The sequence below is a fragment of the Oceanobacillus indicireducens genome (assembly GCF_014647195.1).
Lineage (GTDB): Bacteria > Bacillota > Bacilli > Bacillales > Amphibacillaceae > Oceanobacillus > Oceanobacillus indicireducens.
Map to the genome: position 1 here is coordinate 74,495 of NZ_BMOS01000008.1, position 20,596 is coordinate 95,090.

Consider the following 20,596-nt stretch of genomic DNA (forward strand, 5'->3'; position numbering starts at 1 on the left):
GTTTTCCCACTCCAGCAAGATGAGCGCTACGATTGGAGAATAAAACTCGTTTGTTTTCCCATTCCGGCAAGATGAGCACAAGAATCGGAAAATAAAACCTGGTTGTTTTCCCACTCCAGCAAGATGAGCGCTAGGAGTGGAGAATAAACCTCGTTTGTTTTCCCATTCCAACAAGACAAGTGCTATAAGCGGAGAATAAATCTTGTTTGTTTTCCCATTCCAGTAAGATGAGCGCAATAATAGGAGAATAAACTTGGTTGTTTTCCCATTCCAACAAGGCGAGCTCAAGTATCGGAAATAAAGCGACAGGATGACTCAATCTTTCATTGATTACTATACGAAAAAAGAAAATAAAAAACCACGGATTCTTTTTATCAGCAGCGCTACTTTCCACTTTTATAAAAAACTTTTAAAAAAGATGTTATTTTATGTTTTAAGAATTGCAGAACGGGTATAGTAAAGTACAAGGCGAACTACTATTGGAATTCAAGCCGAACGATAACTTGTGTTTCATAGCAAACAACTTATCAAGAAGCGGATTCTAATAGAGAAATGCACAGCCTTGGCGGAAAATTTGCTTTACGACGGAATCATCCCGTCAGCAACAACATGAGATTCCAATTCTCTTGCATGTTTGAAGAAAGTGATTTTTTGTGAAAGTGCAACTGCAACAAATAGCTGTTTGAAGTAAAAACAGCACGAAGTAAATATTAAGAATCGAGACGGGTAAATCAATTCCGTCATCACAGAACAAGGAAACAGAATTTTCCGCGCAACCGGTCACCACGACGGGGAAAAAGCCAGCTTCAAGGGTAGAAGCTGGCTTTTTCTGTGTTTAAAAGTTTCCCCTTTCAATCTTCATTAAATATAGTATAATAAAAGTAACATGAATCGAAAGGGTGAGCCAAGAGACAATGAAAAACTAATCCTATTTTTAAAAAGCGAAACAGATGAGATATGTAGTGTTCAAGCAGAAGACCTGCTTCTTTCTCATGCACTTTTGTTTCGAAATAGGATTAGAATGGCTGACCATACTATATTCGGGGACCTTTCATTTTCCCATGCTTTCTAACTCCTATTTCAAACACGATTATAGGGGCTTTTTTATGCCCGAAAATAGGAGTTGTTTTTATGATTATAAAGGAATTAACGGATGTAACTTATGAAATCGGAGGCCGGAAACTCTTTGACATTGAGCATCTACAAATACGTGACAAGGAACGGATTGGACTTGTCGGCAGAAATGGTTCGGGCAAAACAACCTTGCTTGAAATCATTGCGGGAAAAAGGAGCATCCAATCCGGAACTATTTCCGGAAATGGTACTGCCACCCTTCTCCCCCAATTAAAACGAACCAGTACGGTGAAAAGTGGCGGAGAAGTAACCCAGCAGTATATCGACAAAGCCTTAGCCCGCAAAACTGAATTGCTTTTAGCGGACGAACCTACAACCAATCTCGATACAGTTAGAATTGAAAAACTGGAAAAAACGTTCGCACGTCTCCAAGGCGCAATCATTATTGTCTCCCACGACCGTGCATTTCTTGATGCGACATGTGAAACAATCTGGGAGATTGCGGATGGGAAAGTTGAAGTGTACAAAGGGAACTATTCCGACTTTACCGAGCAGAAAGAGCAAAAAATCCAAGAGCAAGAGAAAGCTTATGAAAATTATGTTCAGAAGAGACAGCAACTTGAAGATGCCCTTATGCTCAAGGAGAAAAAAGCAGACCGGGCAACAAAAAAGCCAAAAAATTTAAGTAGTTCAGAAGCGAGATTAAAAGGTGCAAAACCTTATTTCGCCAAAAAGCAGAAAAAGCTGCAACAAGTAGCGAAATCGATTGAAACACGGATTGAAAAATTGGAAAAGGTGGAGAAAGTAAAAGAGCTTCCGCCAATTAAAATGTCAATCCCAAATCAGGAATCGCTGCAAGGTAGAATCATCATTCGGGCTGAACATATCGCACAATCTTTCGGGGAGCGCGTCCTTTGGAATGAGGCGAGTTTTCAGATTAAAGGTGGAGATAAAATAGCGATTATTGGAGAAAATGGAACAGGGAAAACGACTTTAATCAAAAAGTTAATAAACGAAGAATCCGGCATTTCGATTTCCCCGGCGGTAAAACTCGGCTATTTTAGTCAGAATCTGGATGTTTTAGATCCACAAAAATCAATTCTAGAGAACGTCATGGAAACAGCTATACAAGAAGAATCAACCGTCCGAACCGTGCTCGCGCGACTGCATTTTTTCCGCGATGCTGTCTATAAACGAATGGATGTGCTAAGCGGCGGTGAACGGGTTAAGGTCACACTTGCGAAACTGATGGTGAGTGATTGTAACACCCTTATTTTAGATGAGCCGACGAATTTCCTGGATATTTACGCGATGGAGGAGCTCGAGGCACTGTTGAAAGAATATGAGGGCACGATCGTTTTCGTTTCCCATGACCGAATGTTTACCAGCCGAATTGCCGAACGGATTCTGGCGATTGAGAAAAATGAGATCATCGACTTTCACGGGAGCTATGAACAATTTAAACATCGCAACATGGAAGTTGAAGTTGATACAAAGGAACAAAAGTTACTCGTCATCGAGACAAGAATCTCGGAAGTTTTGAGCAGACTGAGTTTGGAACCGACTGACGAACTAGAAGAAGAATTTCAAGCGCTGTTAAAAGAGAAAAGAAAAATACTTGATGAATAGGAACAAGCGCATGTGCATGTGACGAAAACTTAGCACAGCACACCTATACCGAAGCATCCCCCCTTTTCATATACTGCAAAGGAGAAATGGGGGATGCCGATTGAGAAGGGATGAATGGTTGCTGATCATTGGGCTTGTCGTATTCATTGTGGCAATACCTTTTGTATTGCATTTTTTCCTTGATCAAAAGATTCCCATTCCAGGGTTACCGAGTGACCCGTCCGAGGATGAGGAAGAAACGAATGGAAATGGGGATGATAAGGACGAGGAAAAACAGTATTATTGGGGAGTAGATTCGGCGAGTTATACGGACGAGGAGTTATTTCAATGTGTCGCAGGTCAATTTGGAAAGCCGGAAGTCTGGGGACGATACCTCGGCGACCGGGATGGTGTGTCTGTTGGACTTGACGCTGCAGAAATTGACTTTTTGCATGAAAATAATATTCAGATCCTCGTTATTTATAATCATGTCAATGATGCCCGCGGGTATGAGCAAGGAGTAACGCATGCAAATCAAGCGATACAGTTTGCAGAGAATGTCGGGGTGCCTGAAGGAGTAGCCATCTTTGGTGATATTGAACCGGACTACCCGGTCGATCAGGCCTTTATCGAAGGATGGTACAATACGTTGACTGCATCGGATTATGCACCTGGAATTTACGGAGTATTTAATGAGGACAGTGACTTAATGCTTGCATTTGAAGCGCTGGATGCGGATATCCAGAAAGGTACAATTGTTTGGACTGCCTATCCGCAACAGGAAATTACGACAGCAGAAAATGCTCCCGAGTTTAATCCAAAAGGGCCAGAAGCTGCACCGGTACTCGGCTGGCAATACGCGATTGAAGCAGAAGCGTGCGCGATTGATACGAATTTATTTTCTGAAGAGATATTGGAGTATTTGTGGTGAAGCGGTGGTGTTAGTTGGACCGAATCAAAGATTTACGGACTGTATATCCCCCCTAACATGTGGGCTTCCCTCATGTATAGGGGATATTACAGACCGTTAATACATGATAAAGCTTATCCGTTCCATCCCCAATGAATTTCCTGCATTCCAAGTCACCGACAAACAAATTCCCGCTCCCAACTGGGACAGTTGCTCTGACCCCCTGTCCCAATTCTTTCAGCAAAATAGGGTAAACTGATACATAGTTACTCCGGTTTTATTACCGGATTAGAAAAGAGGTACGTAGATATGAATACAGAATACGCCATTGAATTGGAGAATGTCTCTTACTCTGACGGTCCGCTAAAAATTATTAAAAATGTCAGCGGATCGTTCCGGAAAGGTAAAATCACTTCCCTTGTCGGCCCGTCCGGCGCTGGGAAAACAACCCTTTTCCGACTTTGCAATGGACTAATCTCGCCAACTCACGGCACGATTTCCATTTACTCAAAAAATATCCAAGAATATGAGCCGACAAAGCTAAGGAGAAATGTTGGACTAGCCTTGCAAAATGCGACCATGCTTCAAGGCACCGTTTATAAAAATTTACAACTCCCTCGGTCGCTTGCCGGGGAAACGTTGACCGAAGATGAAGCTGCCGATTTACTTACTAAGGTAAGCTTGGATAAAGATTTGCTGAAGCGAAATGTCGGTGATCTTTCCGGTGGACAAAGGCAAAAAGTGTCCATCGCAAGAACCCTTGTGAACCAGCCGGAAATTTTATTATTGGATGAAATCACGTCATCGCTTGACCGGGTCTCCACCAATGATATTGAAAACTTGATTGAAAAAATCAACAAAGAAAACGGTGTGACGATTATCTGGATTACCCATAATTTAAACCAAGCCACTCAAATCGGGGATGATACGTGGGTTATGATGAATGGTGAATTAATCGAATCAGGACCGAGCAGCCTGCTCAAAAATCCGGAGAACGAGAAAGTAAAACAATTTGCTAAGGGGGATTTCATATGAGTTTTCTAACATTATCGCTAGCGCTTGTCTTTGTACTCATCCCTCTTATTCTGACAAAGACATTAAACCTTGGCCTAGGGAAAGACACAATCATTGCAACAATCCGATCGATCATCCAATTACTTGCAGTCGGTTATATTTTAACCTTCGTCTTTGAATCTGAAAATCTAATTTATATTTTCTTGATGGTTGTTCTTATGATCACCGCCGCAACCCATAACGCAAGGAAGAAAGGTGCGTCAATCCAAGGAATCACGTGGAAACTCGTGCTCACCTTCATCATCATCGAAATCGTCACACAGGGAATCCTGATCGGCTTTAAAATTACACCGGCAGAAGCCCAATACATTATCCCAATCAGTGGCATGCTAATCGGGAATTCGATGGTTCTCTCGATTCTTTTCTTAAATCGTTTCACAGCTGAGATTGAAGCGAGGAAAGAGGAAACGGAACTTATTCTTTCTCTTGGAGGAACACCGAAACAGGCAATCCACCACTCGTTGATTACCTCTATTAAAGCAAGTATGATTCCGACGATTGAAAGCCAGAAGACAATCGGACTCGTCCAGCTCCCCGGCATGATGAGCGGACAAATTATCGCAGGCGCCGATCCCGTGCAAGCTGTCCAATTTCAACTTCTCATCCTCTTCCTATTGCTGACGACAGCGGCCGTTACGAGTATTATTCTAGGCTTCCTGTCCTATCCAACCCTTTTCAATAGTCGAATGCAGCTTGTGAAATGGCCCGATAAAAACAATGACCCTGCCTAATAAGTTGACCAGGCAGGGTTACTTTTTTCTTTATTATTCATTTTCAGCTAAGGCGAATGCTTGACAGAAGATATTTTTCCCTTTATACTTTTAATTAATTAAATATATCTTAATTCAGTATATATGAAAAGGAGTTAATCACGATGAGTGAGAATTTATCTTTGAAATCGTTTGTTGTTTTAATGAAAGCATCGAAGACATTAGAAGAAATGGTGAAAAAGGACATCGCTGCCCATGGTATGAAATTATCCGATTTTTCTATTCTGGAAGCACTATACCATAAAGGCAGACAAACAATCAAGCAAATATCTGAAGCGGTGCTGATTAATACAGGTTCCATCACGTATGTCATTGATAAACTGGAGAAAAATGAATTACTGCGCCGCACGAATTGTAAAGACGATCGTCGCGTTATTTATATTGAGATTACGGATAAAGGTAAAGAAGTAATGAATGAAGTTTTCCCTAAGCATCAGGCGCGGATTGAAGAAGTCTTCGAAGGCATCTCGGAAGAACATAAAGAAATCCTGATCGAGACGATTAAAACAGTAGGTAAACGAGCTGGCGACCTTGTTTAATGCCGGTGGAAAATAATGCAGACAGGAGGTGCCGCAACATGCTTTCGATTGATCCAGAAGAGCAAACGGAAAGAGAAAACTATAAGCTGTTAATCGGCTCCATCATTCCACGACCAATCGCATTTATTACAACTAAATCTTCAGACGGTATCGTAAACGCAGCACCTTTCAGCTATTTCAACATCGCCGCAACCGATCCACCGATGCTCGCTGTTTCGATTCAACGGAAGGACGGCACCCGGAAGGATTCAGCAAGAAATATAATCGATACGAAAGAATTTGTCATTCATATTGTCGATGAGGATAATGTAGCGGAAATCAATAAAACAGCTGCGTCCCTTTCCCCGAATAAAAGTGAAATCGATGTGACCAAACTGAACCTGGCAGGCAGTACCGATGTAGCTGTTCCCGCCGTCGAACAAGCAAAAGTCCGGTTTGAATGTACACTGGAAAAAGCAATCGAACTTGGACGGGATGACATAACTACTGCCGATTTGATCATCGGTAAGGTGGATAGATTCCATATCGCTGAAGATGTGTATGAAAGGCAAGATCAATTACGGCAAATTAAAAGCTGTTAGCAGACTTGCCGGCCACGACTACGCCACAATCGGCAATATATTCAGTATCGAAAGACCGGTATAGAAAGGAAGATTATATAAATGAAACACGTATTCCAAAAAGGCAATGACCCTTCCAGACCAACATTACTTTTACTGCATGGTACCGGAGGAAACGAACAGGACTTGCTTCCCCTTGCAGAAATTATCGATAAAGACGCGAACGTACTGAGCGTTCGTGGCAATGTCCTTGAAAATGGGATGCCAAGATTCTTCAAGCGGCTTGCAGAAGGAGTATTCGATGAGGAGGACTTGATTTTCCGTACGCAAGAGTTAAATGAATTCCTTGACGAAGCGGCAGAGAAATATAAACTCGACCGGAACAATATAACTGCTGTCGGATATTCCAACGGTGCAAATATTGCAGCGAGTCTGATGTTCCATTATCAAGATGCACTGAAAGCAGCCCTTCTCCATCACCCAATGGTGCCAAGAAGAGGGATTGATTTGCCTGACTTGACTGGGAAGCGCGTGTTTATCGCAGCAGGGACGAATGATCCAATTTGCCCAGCGCAGGAATCAGAGGAATTGCACACTCTACTTGCCGATGCTGGAGCAGAAGTTGAACTCCACTGGGAAAACCGTGGTCACCAATTAACGATGACGGAAGTACAAGCAGCTGCCGCTTGGTATAAATAAAAATGAAGTCGCGGATCTTACGTATTTTCAGCGTAAGACCCGCGACTTTTTGAAATATTTTACTCCAAGATTAAACATGATAAGATTGGGGGGAAAGGAGCTGTTTTTTCGACGGACTTATTTTTCTCATCGTAAGCTTTGTAGGTCCATTCATCGCTCTTATCATAATTGCAGTTGCAATCCTACGATCCATTAAAAAGTAAATTATATCTTCATTTAGTGGGTGTTTTTTCCTCCACTGAATGAAGTTTCACTTTATCGTCTTTTTCATTGTTCTTATCACAAAACGAAAGACCTTATGATTAACATTCTTCGCAGTTTATCATAAGGTCTTTGCGCTGTCTTATTTTTCCTTTAATTGTCTTTGCAAGTTGTGCATTTCATCATTCAGCTTTTCCATCATCGTATCCATCGCTTCTCTTCGCGGCTGATCTTCCGGCAAATAAATTGGATCACCGAAAATGAGCTTCGGCTTCTGGAATTTGAGTAAGTCTTTAAAGTTGTTCGGGCCAACGTAAGCTGCTGGTATAATCGGTGCTTTACCATAAGCTGCAATCGTCACGGCACCCCGTTTTAAAGGAACTTCCTCCGTGGTTCTCGTTCCGCTCGGGAAAATTCCAATGATTTTCTCTTCCTTTAATAGTTTACGAGGTATCTTAATCGTGCTCGGTCCCGGATTATCCCGGTCAACTGGGAATGCATTCAAAACATTCATCAGCCAGTTTGTGAATTTCGTCTGGAATAATTCCTTTTTTGCCATATAATGAATTTGATTTGGCAATAAAGATACCCCAAGCCATAAAATATCGACCCAGCCTGTATGCGTACAAGCGATAATGTATCCGCCTTTATCGGGTAATTTTTCTTTCTGATAGACTTTGATTCTTCCAAAAATATTCAAGATAATTTTTACTACATGTGCTGCAAAATTATACATGGTCTTTCCTCCTACACTCGTGCATCTCTCTTATTTTATCATAAAGCAGGAGGAACGGGTATCCTTTACTTGGAGGAGTTGGCTCTTTTGTTTAGACCTTCTCCCTCTTTATTCTAATACTTGATACAACCAATAAAATCACTGTTAATAATAATGTAATGGGAATCCCTTGATAAAACAACTGTTCCATTACTTTACTGCTCATCAATCATATGTAACCTACGTTTGAATATCTGCTCTACTTTATTGGATCTACATTTACTATAATAGTTTTGTTCCAGCTCGGCTCCCTATTTTTAAGATCCAAAATAAAAAAGGAGTCCATCTATTCTATGATTAGAGGAAGAATGAGAGTGTGATTGAAGTAGAAAGACGCATGTTACGCAATAGCGGAAAAACGTGTAACATGCGTCTTTTTTCTTTTTGCTCTATCCTATCCGAGATTTCCTAAAAATAAACAGGCGTAAACCTGGTCTTGACTCAATTGCTTGTTAAAAACAACTTCCCTTGAACCTTTTTAGCCTCAACAGCATGTATAGCCGATTTAATATCTAATAAATCATATGTAGAATTTGCAACCATCAGCTGCAATTTCTGATCACCTAATAATCTGATCACATGATCAAAGGCTCCCCGCCATTCATTTATGGAGACATTTTTATTCCAATTCCGCAAGTGAAATAGATTAGCTTTCACTTTTGCTTTATTTACAATTTCCTTCCAGTTCACTTGCATCCCTGATAAAAGGCCAATTGTTAAGAAGTTACCGTTCGGACGTACACAAAAGGCCAACTCGTTACCAGAAGGGCCTCCAACCGAATCGATAGCGGCAACCGCACCCCTTCCATTTGTTAACTCCATAACGGTTTCGGTTAGAGAAGCGCTTGAAGTGTTTATAACATAAGAGGCACCTAAATCAAGTGAATCTTCCGTATATTTATCATTTCGTGTAACTGCAACTAATTTAAATCCTAGCACCTTCGCTAATTGAGCAAATATCCGACCAATGGAAGACCCGCACGCATTAACCAATAAAGTATCATTGGGCTGTAATTTCAACACCTCTGTACAAATCACCCATGCTGTAATCGGATTGATGTACATCTGTGCTGCTGTGAAATCATCAATGAACTCTGGTATCGGAACTGCAAATTCCGCTGATGTTCTTACATATGCTTGCCACGTCCCTTCTCCGCGCAAGGCTAAGACACGTCTTCCGATAAGTTGGTTGGACACGTTTGAACCTACTTCTTCCACCACACCAACACCTTCATAACCAGGAATAGTTGGTAAGGATATACGGTGGGCGTAAGAACCTCTAATTGGTATGAGATCAGAAGGATTAATAGGGCGTGCTAACATTCGAACTAGAACTTCATTCTCTTTTGGTGGCTTAACTTTCTTATCCTCAACACTTAACACATCCTCGGGACTACCAAATTTATAGAATCTAACACATGTTGCATTCATTGCATGCCTCCTTGCTAGTAATTAAATTTTTTTAATATACGTTGAATTTAAGTTTTGTACATTATTAAAAGCAAAAAGTCTGTTCCTTTAGCTGGGACTGGCACTTTAGTAGAGTCGCACGTCTAGTAGGGATTATCGCACCGGCTTCGAAAAAATTCGCACGCTACCCGGGAATTACGCTCCATTCCCAATCAATCTCGCACACCACCCGAAATTTACGCACCATTCCTGAACAATCCTGCACGCCACCCGGAACTGGCGCGGCCGTCCTTATTTTATTATGTAGATAAGCATTGTAAATCCCCAAAGAAGACATGCAAGCTGGGTTGTAATATACATTGTGAATTCAAAAGGTGTCAGCTTCCTTTCCCTTTTGATTTTCTTTAAGTGTCTATAGTAAAAAAATGAACTCAATAATAGCAATAAGATGGAGAGTTCATGTAATTGTTCTAATAGGGTTTCCAACAGGGCTGCCTCCTTTTATCCGATTAATCTTTGGTCCAAATGAATAGGCAAGGTCATGAACGAATGACCTTGCCATTTATTTTATCGCTCCATCTCATTTCTAACAAATAATTTCCTACTCCGATAAACCATCATGCTTACAATCAATAGCAAGATTCCAGAAAATACAAATACCATTCTAATCCCAAATAAATCTGCTAATACTCCCATCATAAGGGAAGCGACGCCAAAGATACCCGTTGAAATCGCACCTAACGAAGTATATACCGTTGCCAATTGTTCTTTAGGTACACTAGTTTGGATAACTGTTTGCTGCGGGATTCCTTTGATCTGTCCAAACAGCCCGATACATAGTGATAGAAACAAGGCAAAGATCGGGATGCTGTTTATACTAAACAAAATGGTGACTAGAAAGCTTGCAAAGGAACCGGTGAAGATAAAAGCACCTATTCTCCTTTCAACAAAAGAGGAATATTTGATGCAATATACACTGCCTAAGATTAAACCTAAAAAGAAACTACCATTAATGAATCCCCACCATTGTTCGCCTACTTGTAAGGCATCACTGACAAATATAAAAAGTATAGCAGCAATCCAGACTGTTCCAGCAATGGTAGCGAAAAAGTCAATCCAAGCAATCTTCCTCAAAACAGGTGTGTAATATAGAGTTTTCCATCCCGCTTTTATTTGCGCGACTTTTCCTTTGTGCTCGGGTTTACGATGGCTAACGTTTTCTAGCAAACATAATGAAAAACTCGATAAAATAAATAATCCACCAACGACCCAAATAAGCTGATATGCGCTTAAAAACACTAAAAATAAACTTCCTGCAAACCACATTACCGTTTGAATAAATTGATAAACCGTTTCAGCAAGCCCATTCGCCTGAATTAAACGATCCGGTTTGACATAATGCGGGATCAATGTCTGCATCATTGGATTAGCACATCCGTCCAGGAATGCAATCATCGCGATAATCAAAAAAATAATATAGTAATTAGATGCTGTTAGACCAATCAACATAAATCCTAATACGACGAGTAATATTGTTTTACCAATTTGTGAGCCTGCCAATAACCATTTTAAATTTACCTTTCCAATCAAAATAGGAGTCAGTATACTGGAAACAAACATGGACGAAGTAATCGTAAACGGAACAAAAGAAGCAGCCGTTGCCGAATCCGTTAAAGCAAAAATTGTACTAATAATACTCACCATATATAACACATCGCCTATATTAGCGAGTGATTGTCCCGACAGTAGTAATGCAAAGTTTCTATTCAATTTTTATCTTTTCCCCCAGTCGTTCAAATAAAATTTGCGTTAACAAGGGGAAATCAAATCGGATGGTCCATCTAACATTTTCTCCTTTTGACTAAGATAAAGTGAATCGAGTAGATGACTAGCCATTAATTGGCTAGTCGACCTCTCACACCACCGTACGTACGGTTCCGTATACGGCGGTTCAACCTTTTAAGTATCGTAGCTCATAGAGTATGGACAAATCTTTCAGTCCCCATTTTATGAGTCTTTCATTTGTTATGGCGCGATGGATGATGTCATTCATTGATGCCCGCCAATACCCTTTGCGAGAGTTAGCCAGCTTCATGGAGTCATCATGATTGATTCCGTATTTACGAAGCATTTTATACTTCGTGCGTATCGTTTTCCAGCGTTTCCATATCAGTTGTCTTAATCGATGATGTATCCACTGTTGGATTTCTTTTATGAAGTTCTTCATATTAGAAATGCCATAGTAGTTTATCCAACCTTCTGTCGTTTGATTGATCTCTGTGATTATTTCATGAAAGGTTCCCGGTCGTTTCCGACTGGTTAATTTTCTTAGTTTCTCTTTGAATTTTCGTTTCGCCGACCTGCTGGGTCGGCAATTTACTTTCCCATTAGATTCTGTATGTTAAATCCTAGGAAAGTAGCTTTGGTCGCACCACATACCTTGCTTTTCTTCTGATTTATCATAAGCCCTAAATCCTTTTCTACAAACTTGGTTATACTTTCCATGACTCTTTCACCAGCACGTTTACTTTTAACGTAGATGACGAAATCGTCCGCGAATCTAATGAAACGGTGTTCTCTTCTTTCTAGCTCTCTGTCTAACATATTCAGATAGACGTTCGCTAAAATCGGCGATAATGGTCCTCCCTGTGGAGCACCTTTTGTCGTTTCGATATAGATATCTTTATCAAGTATACCTGAGCGTAGGAAACTCCAAATTAGTTTTAATACTATTTTATCTTTGATAAAATATTCCAGGTAGGCTCTTATGCGTTGGTGGTGTATCGTATCAAAGTAACTTTTCAAATCACAATCAACAACGACTCGATAGCCTTCTTGATAATATTCTTTGGCTTTTTCTATTGCTTGGTGCTGATTTCTCCCTTTACGGAATCCAAAGCTGTATTCCGAAAAATGGGGGTCAATGATTGGGTCAATAACTTGAAGTATTGCTTGTTGAACAACTCTGTCCAAGATGGCTACCCTCTTTACAGGTTGAGGTTTATACGTACCATCCTTTAGCTTTCGTTTAAGTTGGTCATAGTACTTAAGCATATGACTTTCAAGTTCATTGACCGTTATACCATCTACTCCTGGCGCACCTTTATTTGCATAGACTTTCTTGTATGCAGTCCAAAGATTATGATCTGTGACTACATTATCGATTAAATTGATACCATCTTGTTTCTCCATATCCATGCGACATCCCTACACTTTCCCATTTACCCTTTCGTTTCCAACGTATCTCTCCATGGGCAGTCATCTTTTCGGCAAATGCCACGATTATTGTCTGTGTTTAGGCGGCGATGTCTGCACCTCCTTGTTCTTCAAGATTAAGATTGTTCTGCCCTTCGTTCCGTGTTGGAACTACTATGGCTTCTGCTGACTTCTCACGATAAATCTTTTTCAACCGAGTAACTTCGTCCGTGAGACCTCCCCGGGTAAGGACTATAACCTTCCTCCCATGTAACTGTTGTATTTACTGTATGGAACTCGTGCAGTATCGGACTTTGTTTTGAGTTGCAAACTCATCCATTCCAAGTCAGCCTTATATACAATTTCTGTTCGTCAGTTCGGGATTTTGCTTCCAGCTTCCTTCAGATTCCGAATCACTTCGGACACCCTTGCCTTCAGCTAACAGTTCCTACTGCCAAGCCTGTAGTGGACTTTCACCACCAAGTTATAGCCCATGCCGGGCGCACAACTTCATTCAGTGGGGGTTTTTTCCCGCCCCCACTGAATGTTAGTTGAACAGAATCAGGAATTTACGGACTGTATATCCCCTGCCTTGACATTTTGGTTTTCCCTCTTGTTTAAAGGTGGGGGTATTACAGACCGTTAACAGACCGTTAATACGTGATAAATCCGGGGGAAAGAGGACTTATCTTATATTTTAACCTTTACAAACATTTCTGTTAATTAATCTTACGTTAATAGTGTATTATCAGCTACTGGTTTTCCTTTTTGTTTAATAACACGATAGCCGGGAGGGCAATAATCGATGCGACAAATAACGAAACACTTACTGCTCCTAGTCCCATCCCTTCCCATCTCCCAATAAGGAAACTGGTGAAAAATAAAATAATGCTTACAAATACGAACGCGATCGGAAAAAGTATTTTTTTCCCTAATCCCTTTGGAATGAATGACAGAAGAATTGCTGCGATCATAAAGAATAGTGTTAAAGCAACCAGACTCCACATTTGCCAGACTCCCTTCAAAGGATATCAAACTATTGACCTTTTATTCATAGCCATTCCGTCATTTTCAAATAAAGAATAACCACCCTAGCAGCCTGAAAAGCTAATTTTAGGTAGTTATTTTTTTATACTAATTAGTGAGTCTTCCCCTTTAAAGGGCTGTTGCACTAAACCGTTTGGTGTTCGCGCACCAGACGGTTTTACTACTATACCCGAGTTTAGGATAAAAAGAAACATTCTTACTTTTCCAATGACTCATTTGCTGTTTTTTAATTTTAACGTTTAATCGCATAGACAATCAAGAGAAAAAACACTAAAACAATTAAACTATATTCGACAGCAATACGTTTTTTGCTCTTGTTCTTCTTTCTAGTTTCCTTATTTTTCTCCCTTTTAACCTGCTTATCTGTACTTGTTAAAAACCACATGATCGTTACAGTAATAAGAGTCACGGGAATTAACAGTAGTAATTCATTAACCCGTCTTAATTCACCATCGAGAAGTGAACCATATAAATAAATGGTGAAGCTGATCGTGATTGGAATAGAAATAAAATCACAAATTAGAACTTTATTTTTTAATCGACGGTACTCATTAGCTGAAATGTTATTCATCATCCTTCCTACCTCCTCAACTAATTTTTCCTATTTATGTAAATCAGCATATTATCCCAGACATCACATATCAAATTAATCCGGTTCAAAATCTGGGATAATTTGTACCTTTGCTCACTTTATTTCAGGTTTGAAAATAACTTGGCAAATTATTTCAGATATTTTTTTATAAAAAGGGAGATCAATTATTGGCAGTATTTTTTCTCTAATATTCGAACCTTGTATGTCTCTACTAAATGTAGGAAGAAATCAACCTCATCTTCAATTGTAACAAACCAATCATTATAATCTATATTCCTACCCGCATTATACCACTTTCTTCAATAGCCATTTGAACAATTTCCTCATCAATTTGTTCTTTCTTTTACTGCTCCATACAGTAAGGAATTGATTAATAGGAAAACTTTACAAACTTATAAAACTCTAATATAGTTTGTATATGTCCAAAAGTTTAAATTGGTAGAATGTATTTTAAAATCAAAAAACTAATCTGATTCACAATATCTTATCTTAGGACAAGTTTAGACAAAAGATAAGTAATCGGTATTTAAGCATTTTTTTACATAATCGGTGATTCGGAAAGTGGATGGAATAATAATTTTATTAACATTTTCTTTGGAACTTAGAGTTTCAATTATCTACATCTAGACGGTAAGCGCATTCAATTTAAAGGAGATGAATACAATGACTGATAATGGTAATAAAATAAATAATAAATCAACGGAAGAGAAACAAGAATTTGATTCGAGTCGGCGCCGATTTGTCAAAAACACTGGAATGATTATTGGTGGTGTCGCGGGAGGTTCGGTCCTTGGTGGTCTATTAACGAACCAATTTCAATCAGATACGGAAACGACGGACGGAAAAAAAGAACCAGCACCTGCAACAGAAGCACGCATGTTTTTTACTCGATATGAAGATTTCGTAGTTTTAGAGCAAGCGACGGAGCGGATTTATCCGGAAGATGATAATGGACCTGGTGCTATTGGATTAGGGGTTCCTTATTTTATAGATAAACAACTTGCAGGTAAGTGGGGAGTAAATGCGAAAGACTATCGTCAAGGACCTTTCTTAGAATCAGATCCGACAGCAGATATGTCTAGTTTAACACGAGGAGAAATTTTTATTTTAGGACTCCGTAAAATAAATGAGGAGAGCCAAAGTCGATTTGACACGACATTCGCTAAAATTGAAGCAGAGCAACAGGATGAAATATTAGCAAACTTTGCGAGTGGAGATGTGGATATGAAAGGAATTGGTTCGAATCGTTTTTTCGATTTGCTTCGAACAGCAACACTAGAGGGAGCTTATTCTGATCCAATGTACGGTGGTAACCGAAATATAGAAGGTTGGAAAATGAAGGAATTCCCAGGTGCTGTCGCTTCATATGCCGACATTATTGATGAAGAAGAATTTGTAAAGATGGATCCAGTAAGCTTAACGAATTATCAACAGAAATCATAATACATAAAGGGGTAGAAAAATGGCTGAAAAATTAGATAGAGTAGATGTCGTTATCGTCGGTTCAGGTTGGGCTGGTGGAATAGCAGCTGCTGAACTTTCAAAAAAAGGATATGACGTTGTTTGTTTAGAACGTGGTAAAGATCATTCAACAGAAGACTTTATTGGTGCAAAAGACGAATTAAAATATAGTCGACGTATTGAAATGTTCCAAGACTTATCAAAGGAAACATTAACAATCCGAAATGAAATGGATGAAGTTGCAACACCACATAGAAGTAATGAAACGAACCCAATTAACGGAACAGATACAGGTGGATCAGGTGTCCATTGGAACGGTCAAATCTACCGCTGGTTACCGACAGACTTTGAAATTCGTAGTAAAACAATCGAAAAGTATGGGGAAGACATGATTCCTGAAGAAATGATAATGCAAGACTGGGGAATTACATATGATGAAATTGAACCATATTACGATAAGTTTGAAGAAACAATTGGTGTATCGGGAGAACAAGATCCACTGCGTCCAGAAATGTCTAGACCATTCCCAAATCCACCATTAAAAGAAACAGCGACTACACGCTTATTTAAAAAGACTACTAAAGAGATGGGTTACCATCCATATCATATGGCATCTGCAAACGTGTCAGAACAATATGAGAATCCAGACGGCGAAACAATCAACGCATGTGTTTACTGTGCGTTCTGTGAGCAATATGGATGTGACTTTGGTGCCAAAGCTGACCCAATTGTAACTGTATTAGCGACTGCAAGAAGACATGACAACTTTGAATTAAGAAATAATTCGTATGTTGTTCGTATATTACATGAAAATAGTCGTGCTACAGGTGTCCGTTATGTTGATACACAAACAGGATTAGAATATGATCAACCAGCAGATCTTGTAGTTGTTGGAGGATTTACATTTACAAATACACGATTACTATTATTATCAGAAATTGGTAAACCATACGATCCAGTAGCGAACACTGGTGTTATCGGTAAGAACATAACTACTCACTCTCCAAACTTGACTCACTTACGTGTAAGAGGATTCTTTGATAATAAAAAGTTCAACCGATATGCAGGTTCTGGAGCATTAGGTGCTACAATGGATGACTTTAACTTGGAACAGTTAGATCATACAGAGTTAGACTTCTTACATGGGTTCTTAATTCGGTCAACACAGTTAGGTACTAGACCAATTACTCATAACCATGTTCCAGAAGGTACACCTACTTGGGGGCAAGAGTTTAAGGATAAATCCTTATTTTACACGCACCGTAATTTAGATATTCAGCAACAAAATGGTGTTCTACCATGGCGCTATAACTACATGGATTTAGATCCAACGTATAAGGATGCTTTTGGTGATCCACTACTACGTGTTACGTCTAAATTCCATGATCAAGATCGTAACATCGTAAGATACGCACATCAAAGAGGAAAAGATATTTTAGAAAAAATGGGTGCAGATCATATTACTGTACCTGAAATTACAGATGAAACAGAATTTGACCATACCAGTTTAGGAGACCATACGGCTGGAGGAGTTATTATGGGAGACAATCCGGAAACGTCTGCTGTTAATAACTACTCACAAATGTGGGATATGGAAAACTTATTCGTAGTAGGGGCTTCAGCATTCCCACACAATAGTTCATCTAACCCAACGAACACAGTTGGAGCTTTAACTTACCGTGCAACTGAAGGTATGATTGAATACCTCGAAAACGATGGCGGGTTACTTATCGAACCAGAAACGGAGAGAAGTAAGAGTTAAAAGTATAAAAGAGGGAAAAATATATCGTGAATAGACAAAAAGAAGGTAAAATGCTTTCTCTTGTTTATTTTTTACAAATTAGTTGTGAGGAAGGATACATATGAGAAAAGCAATGCATCTACCTTTTTTAGTCATTCTAATTATCCTAGGGACATTTCTCAGTCTTCTGGTAAAAACAAGAATTATCTCGTAAAATAATTTTAATCGTTAGCTAAATAAAAAAATAGCACCTACTGGAATCGGTAAGGTACTATTCTTAGGCTACTATCACGATCTAACACGGAATAAGTAAAGGAATTATCGAAAATGCTTTCTGCTCTTTTTCAATATTCTCCTCCAATTCAATTCTTTGGCACTTTTCCTGTTATCGTTGATCCGGTCTTCTACGATGCAACGGTATAAAGAACGATCAATTAACTGCATATGTGATTTCCCCTTTCGTTTTCTTGTTAACTCCATCATAAAGGAGAAATCATTCGTTGAAATCGGCTTGGAGGGTGATTATTAAGCTGGAAAAAACCCTACAATCGTTGTAGGGTTTCTCCGTCTTTGGGTGGAGATTATTCGGTTGCCCGGTCCCTTCCTTGAGACTTTTCTTCCTCCGACTCAACCATAAGCCGTCTGGTCGGCACAGCAATTTCAATACCTTCTTCTTCAAGAATATCTAGTATTTTAAAGTTAATATCTTCACGAACCGCTAAGTGCTCCGCCCAAACTGTCGTCTTCGTAAAGAAGTAAAGGAAGATTTCCATACCGTCTTCCTGATACTGTTCAAAATAGACCATAATCGTTTCCGGATGGACTTCATCATGCTCCCTGAGCAGCGTATTAATTTTTTCCAAGACGCTTTTGATTTTTTCCTTCGGTGTATCGTAAACAAGACGAATGGAAAAGTTAATCCGACGTTTACCCATTTTACTCCAGTTCGTAATGTTCTCGTTCGCAAGTGTATTATTCGGGACGATAACAAGAGCGTCCTCAAACGTACGGATCTTCGTGCTTCTAAAGCTAATATCTTCTACCGTTCCCTCAACCGATGGCGTTAAGATCCAGTCGCCAAGTGTGAATGGTTTTTCCGAGATGATGACAATCCCGCCAAGAATATTCGCAAGGGCATCCTTTGCCGCAAGTGATATCGCAAGTCCCCCGAGGCCAAGTCCGGCAATGAACCCCTCTATACTGTAATTGAACTCTTGCAGAATAATTGTTGCACTGATTGCAACTATAATGGCTTGCAACGTCCGTGATAGAAGCGGAATGAGAATATCATCGATTTTAATATTCGTCCGCTGATTGATTTTATAAAAGATGTTAGAGGAGGATGAAGATAAATTCAGCAGCCCCCATGTCATTAACACGATAAGCGCTACTTTGACGAGACTAACAAACCAATCCTGCTGATGATTGAAGTAAGGGTATAGTCGTAAAGCAACATAAAACCCTACAATGATGAATAGCCATTCGACCGGCTTTTGAAAGGATTGGAAAACATTCGATAGAAAATTAACTTTCGTTTTATTGATCAAGCGCATGATGATGCGGAAGACATATTTCGTAAATAATTTGCGGAACAGCAAGAATAAGAGAAAGACTCCTACTGCGATTCCGAGAGCTTTCAAGTGTGTATAAGATATGAGAAATTCCCAATTTTCCAAAGTGAACATTGTCAAACCTCCAACTAATCTGGCTGCAATTCTTTGGTGTTGTACGTCATTTTACAGTTGATTTTTCTATTTGTAAACCGTTAACTATTGGGCATTATGAACGATTTTTAGAACCTTTTTCATCTCATTTGCAGTCACCTGACCAGGTGCGGAAGCGTGTTTTACCGCTGCAAAAGTAAGCACAGACCCGAAAATCTCTCCGCTCATTCGGGTCACGATGCCGAGACTCCCCATTGCAATCATAATCATCTTTCGGCTTGGATACGATTTTTTCAATTGCAGGTTCGCCTGGAGGACAGTGAGGACGTCTTCCTCTTTGACAGGCATGACAGCGACTTTTGGTATATCCCCGCCAAGATCAAGCATTTTTTCTACCCGACTCATAATTTCCGATGTTTCAGGTGTCTGTGTGAAATCGTGATTTGAAATAATCGTTAAAACTTGTTGCTCCTTCGCTGTGGCAACAAGTTCTTTAACGGTATCTTCGCCGCGGAATAATTCAATATCAATTAGCTGGACAGCTCCTGACTGAGCAACTTGTTTATTCAGTTCAATGTATTGCCTGACAGTGATATTCTTTTCTCCGCCCTCTTCTGCTGTCCGAAAGCTAAAGATAAGTGGCATACACCTGAGTTCTTGTCTTAGTTTAGCTAATGCCTCAAGCACCTTTTTCGTATCTAGCGCATGTTCAAAGAAATCGACCCGCCATTCAGCAAGATCTGCTTCTGAATTCCGCACTAACTCACATTCATCCAGTAATTCTTTTACAGTAGTTCCGGTTAAAGGTGCACAAACTTTCGGCATCCCTTCACCTAATGTAAGATCACCAAGTTTATATCCCTGACTCATCTGCCACCAGTCCCTTTTTGTTATTACTATCATTCTAATTTATCCTGACTGAAGTGACAACTGATTGGGAGATTGGTGTAGAAAATTACCAACCGGTGGAAACACCTCTATGAAAAAATTATTCTCTCCCTATATTCCCTAACTCTCGAAAAACATGCCTGATTTTCAAAAGTTGAACCATTCCCCATGAGGATTAGAAAAAAGTTTGTCAATCATTCACCTGTCCTTTATGAAAAGTATATCTAGCGTTTATTATTTAAAAAGAAATAATCCCATCCGAAAAATGTCATCTATTGTTCGTAGTATTTCATGCTATAATGAATTCAATCAGGGAGGTGATCAAGATGAATAAGGAAGAACAAATCATTGAAATGCTTGAAAAAATCATGGATAAGCAGGACGAGCA

Annotated in this window: 17 protein-coding genes and 2 pseudogenes; 9 read left to right on the top strand and 10 right to left on the bottom strand. The window is 39.7% G+C overall.

Annotation, left to right across the window (positions count from 1 at the left end; genetic code table 11):
* The first annotated feature begins 1,131 nt into the window (after positions 1 to 1,131).
* From IEX94_RS07395 to IEX94_RS07425, 7 genes and pseudogenes are all read left to right on the top strand, one after another.
* Positions 1,132 to 2,703, top strand: a complete 1,572-nt coding sequence (locus IEX94_RS07395) for a Vga family ABC-F type ribosomal protection protein (protein ID WP_188856672.1) — start codon at positions 1,132 to 1,134, stop codon at positions 2,701 to 2,703.
* Positions 2,704 to 2,803: 100 nt separating this feature from the next.
* Positions 2,804 to 3,613 carry a glycoside hydrolase domain-containing protein gene (locus IEX94_RS07400; protein WP_188856673.1) on the top strand — a complete coding sequence of 270 codons (810 nt, stop codon included), beginning with the start codon at positions 2,804 to 2,806 and terminating at the stop codon, positions 3,611 to 3,613.
* Positions 3,614 to 3,901: 288 nt separating this feature from the next.
* On the top strand, positions 3,902 to 4,627 hold the full coding sequence (locus tag IEX94_RS07405; protein ID WP_188856674.1) for an ABC transporter ATP-binding protein: 726 nt from the start codon (positions 3,902 to 3,904) through the stop codon (positions 4,625 to 4,627).
* Positions 4,624 to 5,397: an ABC transporter permease gene (locus tag IEX94_RS07410; protein ID WP_188856675.1), complete on the top strand. Its 774-nt coding sequence runs from the start codon at positions 4,624 to 4,626 to the stop codon at positions 5,395 to 5,397. The genes IEX94_RS07405 and IEX94_RS07410 overlap by 4 nt, the downstream gene beginning before the upstream one ends.
* A 143-nt stretch (positions 5,398 to 5,540) precedes the next feature.
* Positions 5,541 to 5,975 carry a MarR family winged helix-turn-helix transcriptional regulator gene (locus IEX94_RS07415; RefSeq protein WP_188856676.1) on the top strand — a complete coding sequence of 145 codons (435 nt, stop codon included), beginning with the start codon at positions 5,541 to 5,543 and terminating at the stop codon, positions 5,973 to 5,975.
* A 38-nt stretch (positions 5,976 to 6,013) separates the two neighbouring features.
* A pseudogene (locus tag IEX94_RS07420) lies at positions 6,014 to 6,620 on the top strand (flavin reductase family protein).
* A 17-nt stretch (positions 6,621 to 6,637) separates the two neighbouring features.
* A complete protein-coding gene (locus tag IEX94_RS07425) occupies positions 6,638 to 7,234 on the top strand; it encodes an alpha/beta hydrolase (protein WP_188856677.1) in 597 nt (198 codons plus the stop codon).
* Positions 7,235 to 7,577: 343 nt separating this feature from the next.
* Here IEX94_RS07425 and IEX94_RS07430 read toward each other — a convergent pair whose 3' ends face one another.
* The 8 genes and pseudogenes from IEX94_RS07430 to IEX94_RS07455 form a co-directional block, all read right to left on the bottom strand.
* Positions 7,578 to 8,171 (bottom strand): lysophospholipid acyltransferase family protein, encoded by a 594-nt coding sequence (locus IEX94_RS07430; protein ID WP_156857657.1) that lies wholly within the window; start codon positions 8,169 to 8,171, stop codon positions 7,578 to 7,580.
* Positions 8,172 to 8,651: 480 nt separating this feature from the next.
* Positions 8,652 to 9,641 (bottom strand): zinc-dependent alcohol dehydrogenase family protein, encoded by a 990-nt coding sequence (locus IEX94_RS07435; RefSeq protein ID WP_188856678.1) that lies wholly within the window; start codon positions 9,639 to 9,641, stop codon positions 8,652 to 8,654.
* A 270-nt stretch (positions 9,642 to 9,911) separates the two neighbouring features.
* Entirely contained in the window at positions 9,912 to 10,109 is a 198-nt protein-coding gene (locus tag IEX94_RS19690; protein ID WP_229782623.1) for a hypothetical protein, read from the bottom strand.
* A gap of 78 nt (positions 10,110 to 10,187) precedes the next feature.
* The gene (locus IEX94_RS07440) at positions 10,188 to 11,390 is read right to left on the bottom strand and encodes an MFS transporter (protein WP_229782617.1); all 1,203 of its coding nucleotides are present in this window, start codon (positions 11,388 to 11,390) and stop codon (positions 10,188 to 10,190) included.
* A gap of 181 nt (positions 11,391 to 11,571) precedes the next feature.
* Positions 11,572 to 11,910: pseudogene (locus IEX94_RS20125) on the bottom strand (group II intron maturase-specific domain-containing protein); the annotation flags it as partial.
* 86 nt (positions 11,911 to 11,996) lie between these two features.
* Positions 11,997 to 12,812: a reverse transcriptase domain-containing protein gene (locus IEX94_RS07445; RefSeq protein WP_308425587.1), complete on the bottom strand. Its 816-nt coding sequence runs from the start codon at positions 12,810 to 12,812 to the stop codon at positions 11,997 to 11,999.
* 755 nt (positions 12,813 to 13,567) lie between these two features.
* Positions 13,568 to 13,822, bottom strand: coding sequence for a YesK family protein (locus IEX94_RS07450; protein WP_188856679.1), 255 nt, complete (start codon positions 13,820 to 13,822; stop codon positions 13,568 to 13,570).
* A 272-nt stretch (positions 13,823 to 14,094) separates the two neighbouring features.
* Positions 14,095 to 14,436, bottom strand: coding sequence for a hypothetical protein (locus IEX94_RS07455; protein ID WP_188856680.1), 342 nt, complete (start codon positions 14,434 to 14,436; stop codon positions 14,095 to 14,097).
* 681 nt (positions 14,437 to 15,117) lie between these two features.
* On the opposite strand from IEX94_RS07455, the gene IEX94_RS07460 reads away from it, so the two are divergent.
* A complete protein-coding gene (locus IEX94_RS07460) occupies positions 15,118 to 15,897 on the top strand; it encodes a gluconate 2-dehydrogenase subunit 3 family protein (protein WP_188856681.1) in 780 nt (259 codons plus the stop codon).
* Positions 15,898 to 15,916: 19 nt separating this feature from the next.
* Positions 15,917 to 17,677, top strand: coding sequence for a GMC family oxidoreductase (locus tag IEX94_RS07465; RefSeq protein WP_188856682.1), 1,761 nt, complete (start codon positions 15,917 to 15,919; stop codon positions 17,675 to 17,677).
* A 560-nt stretch (positions 17,678 to 18,237) separates the two neighbouring features.
* Here the strand turns inward: IEX94_RS07465 and IEX94_RS07470 are convergent.
* Both IEX94_RS07470 and aroD read right to left on the bottom strand, forming a co-directional pair.
* On the bottom strand, positions 18,238 to 19,341 hold the full coding sequence (locus IEX94_RS07470; RefSeq protein WP_188856683.1) for a mechanosensitive ion channel family protein: 1,104 nt from the start codon (positions 19,339 to 19,341) through the stop codon (positions 18,238 to 18,240).
* 84 nt (positions 19,342 to 19,425) lie between these two features.
* Complete coding sequence (gene aroD, locus IEX94_RS07475) at positions 19,426 to 20,223, bottom strand: type I 3-dehydroquinate dehydratase (RefSeq protein ID WP_188856684.1); 798 nt, start codon at positions 20,221 to 20,223, stop codon at positions 19,426 to 19,428.
* Positions 20,224 to 20,596 lie beyond the last annotated feature (373 nt).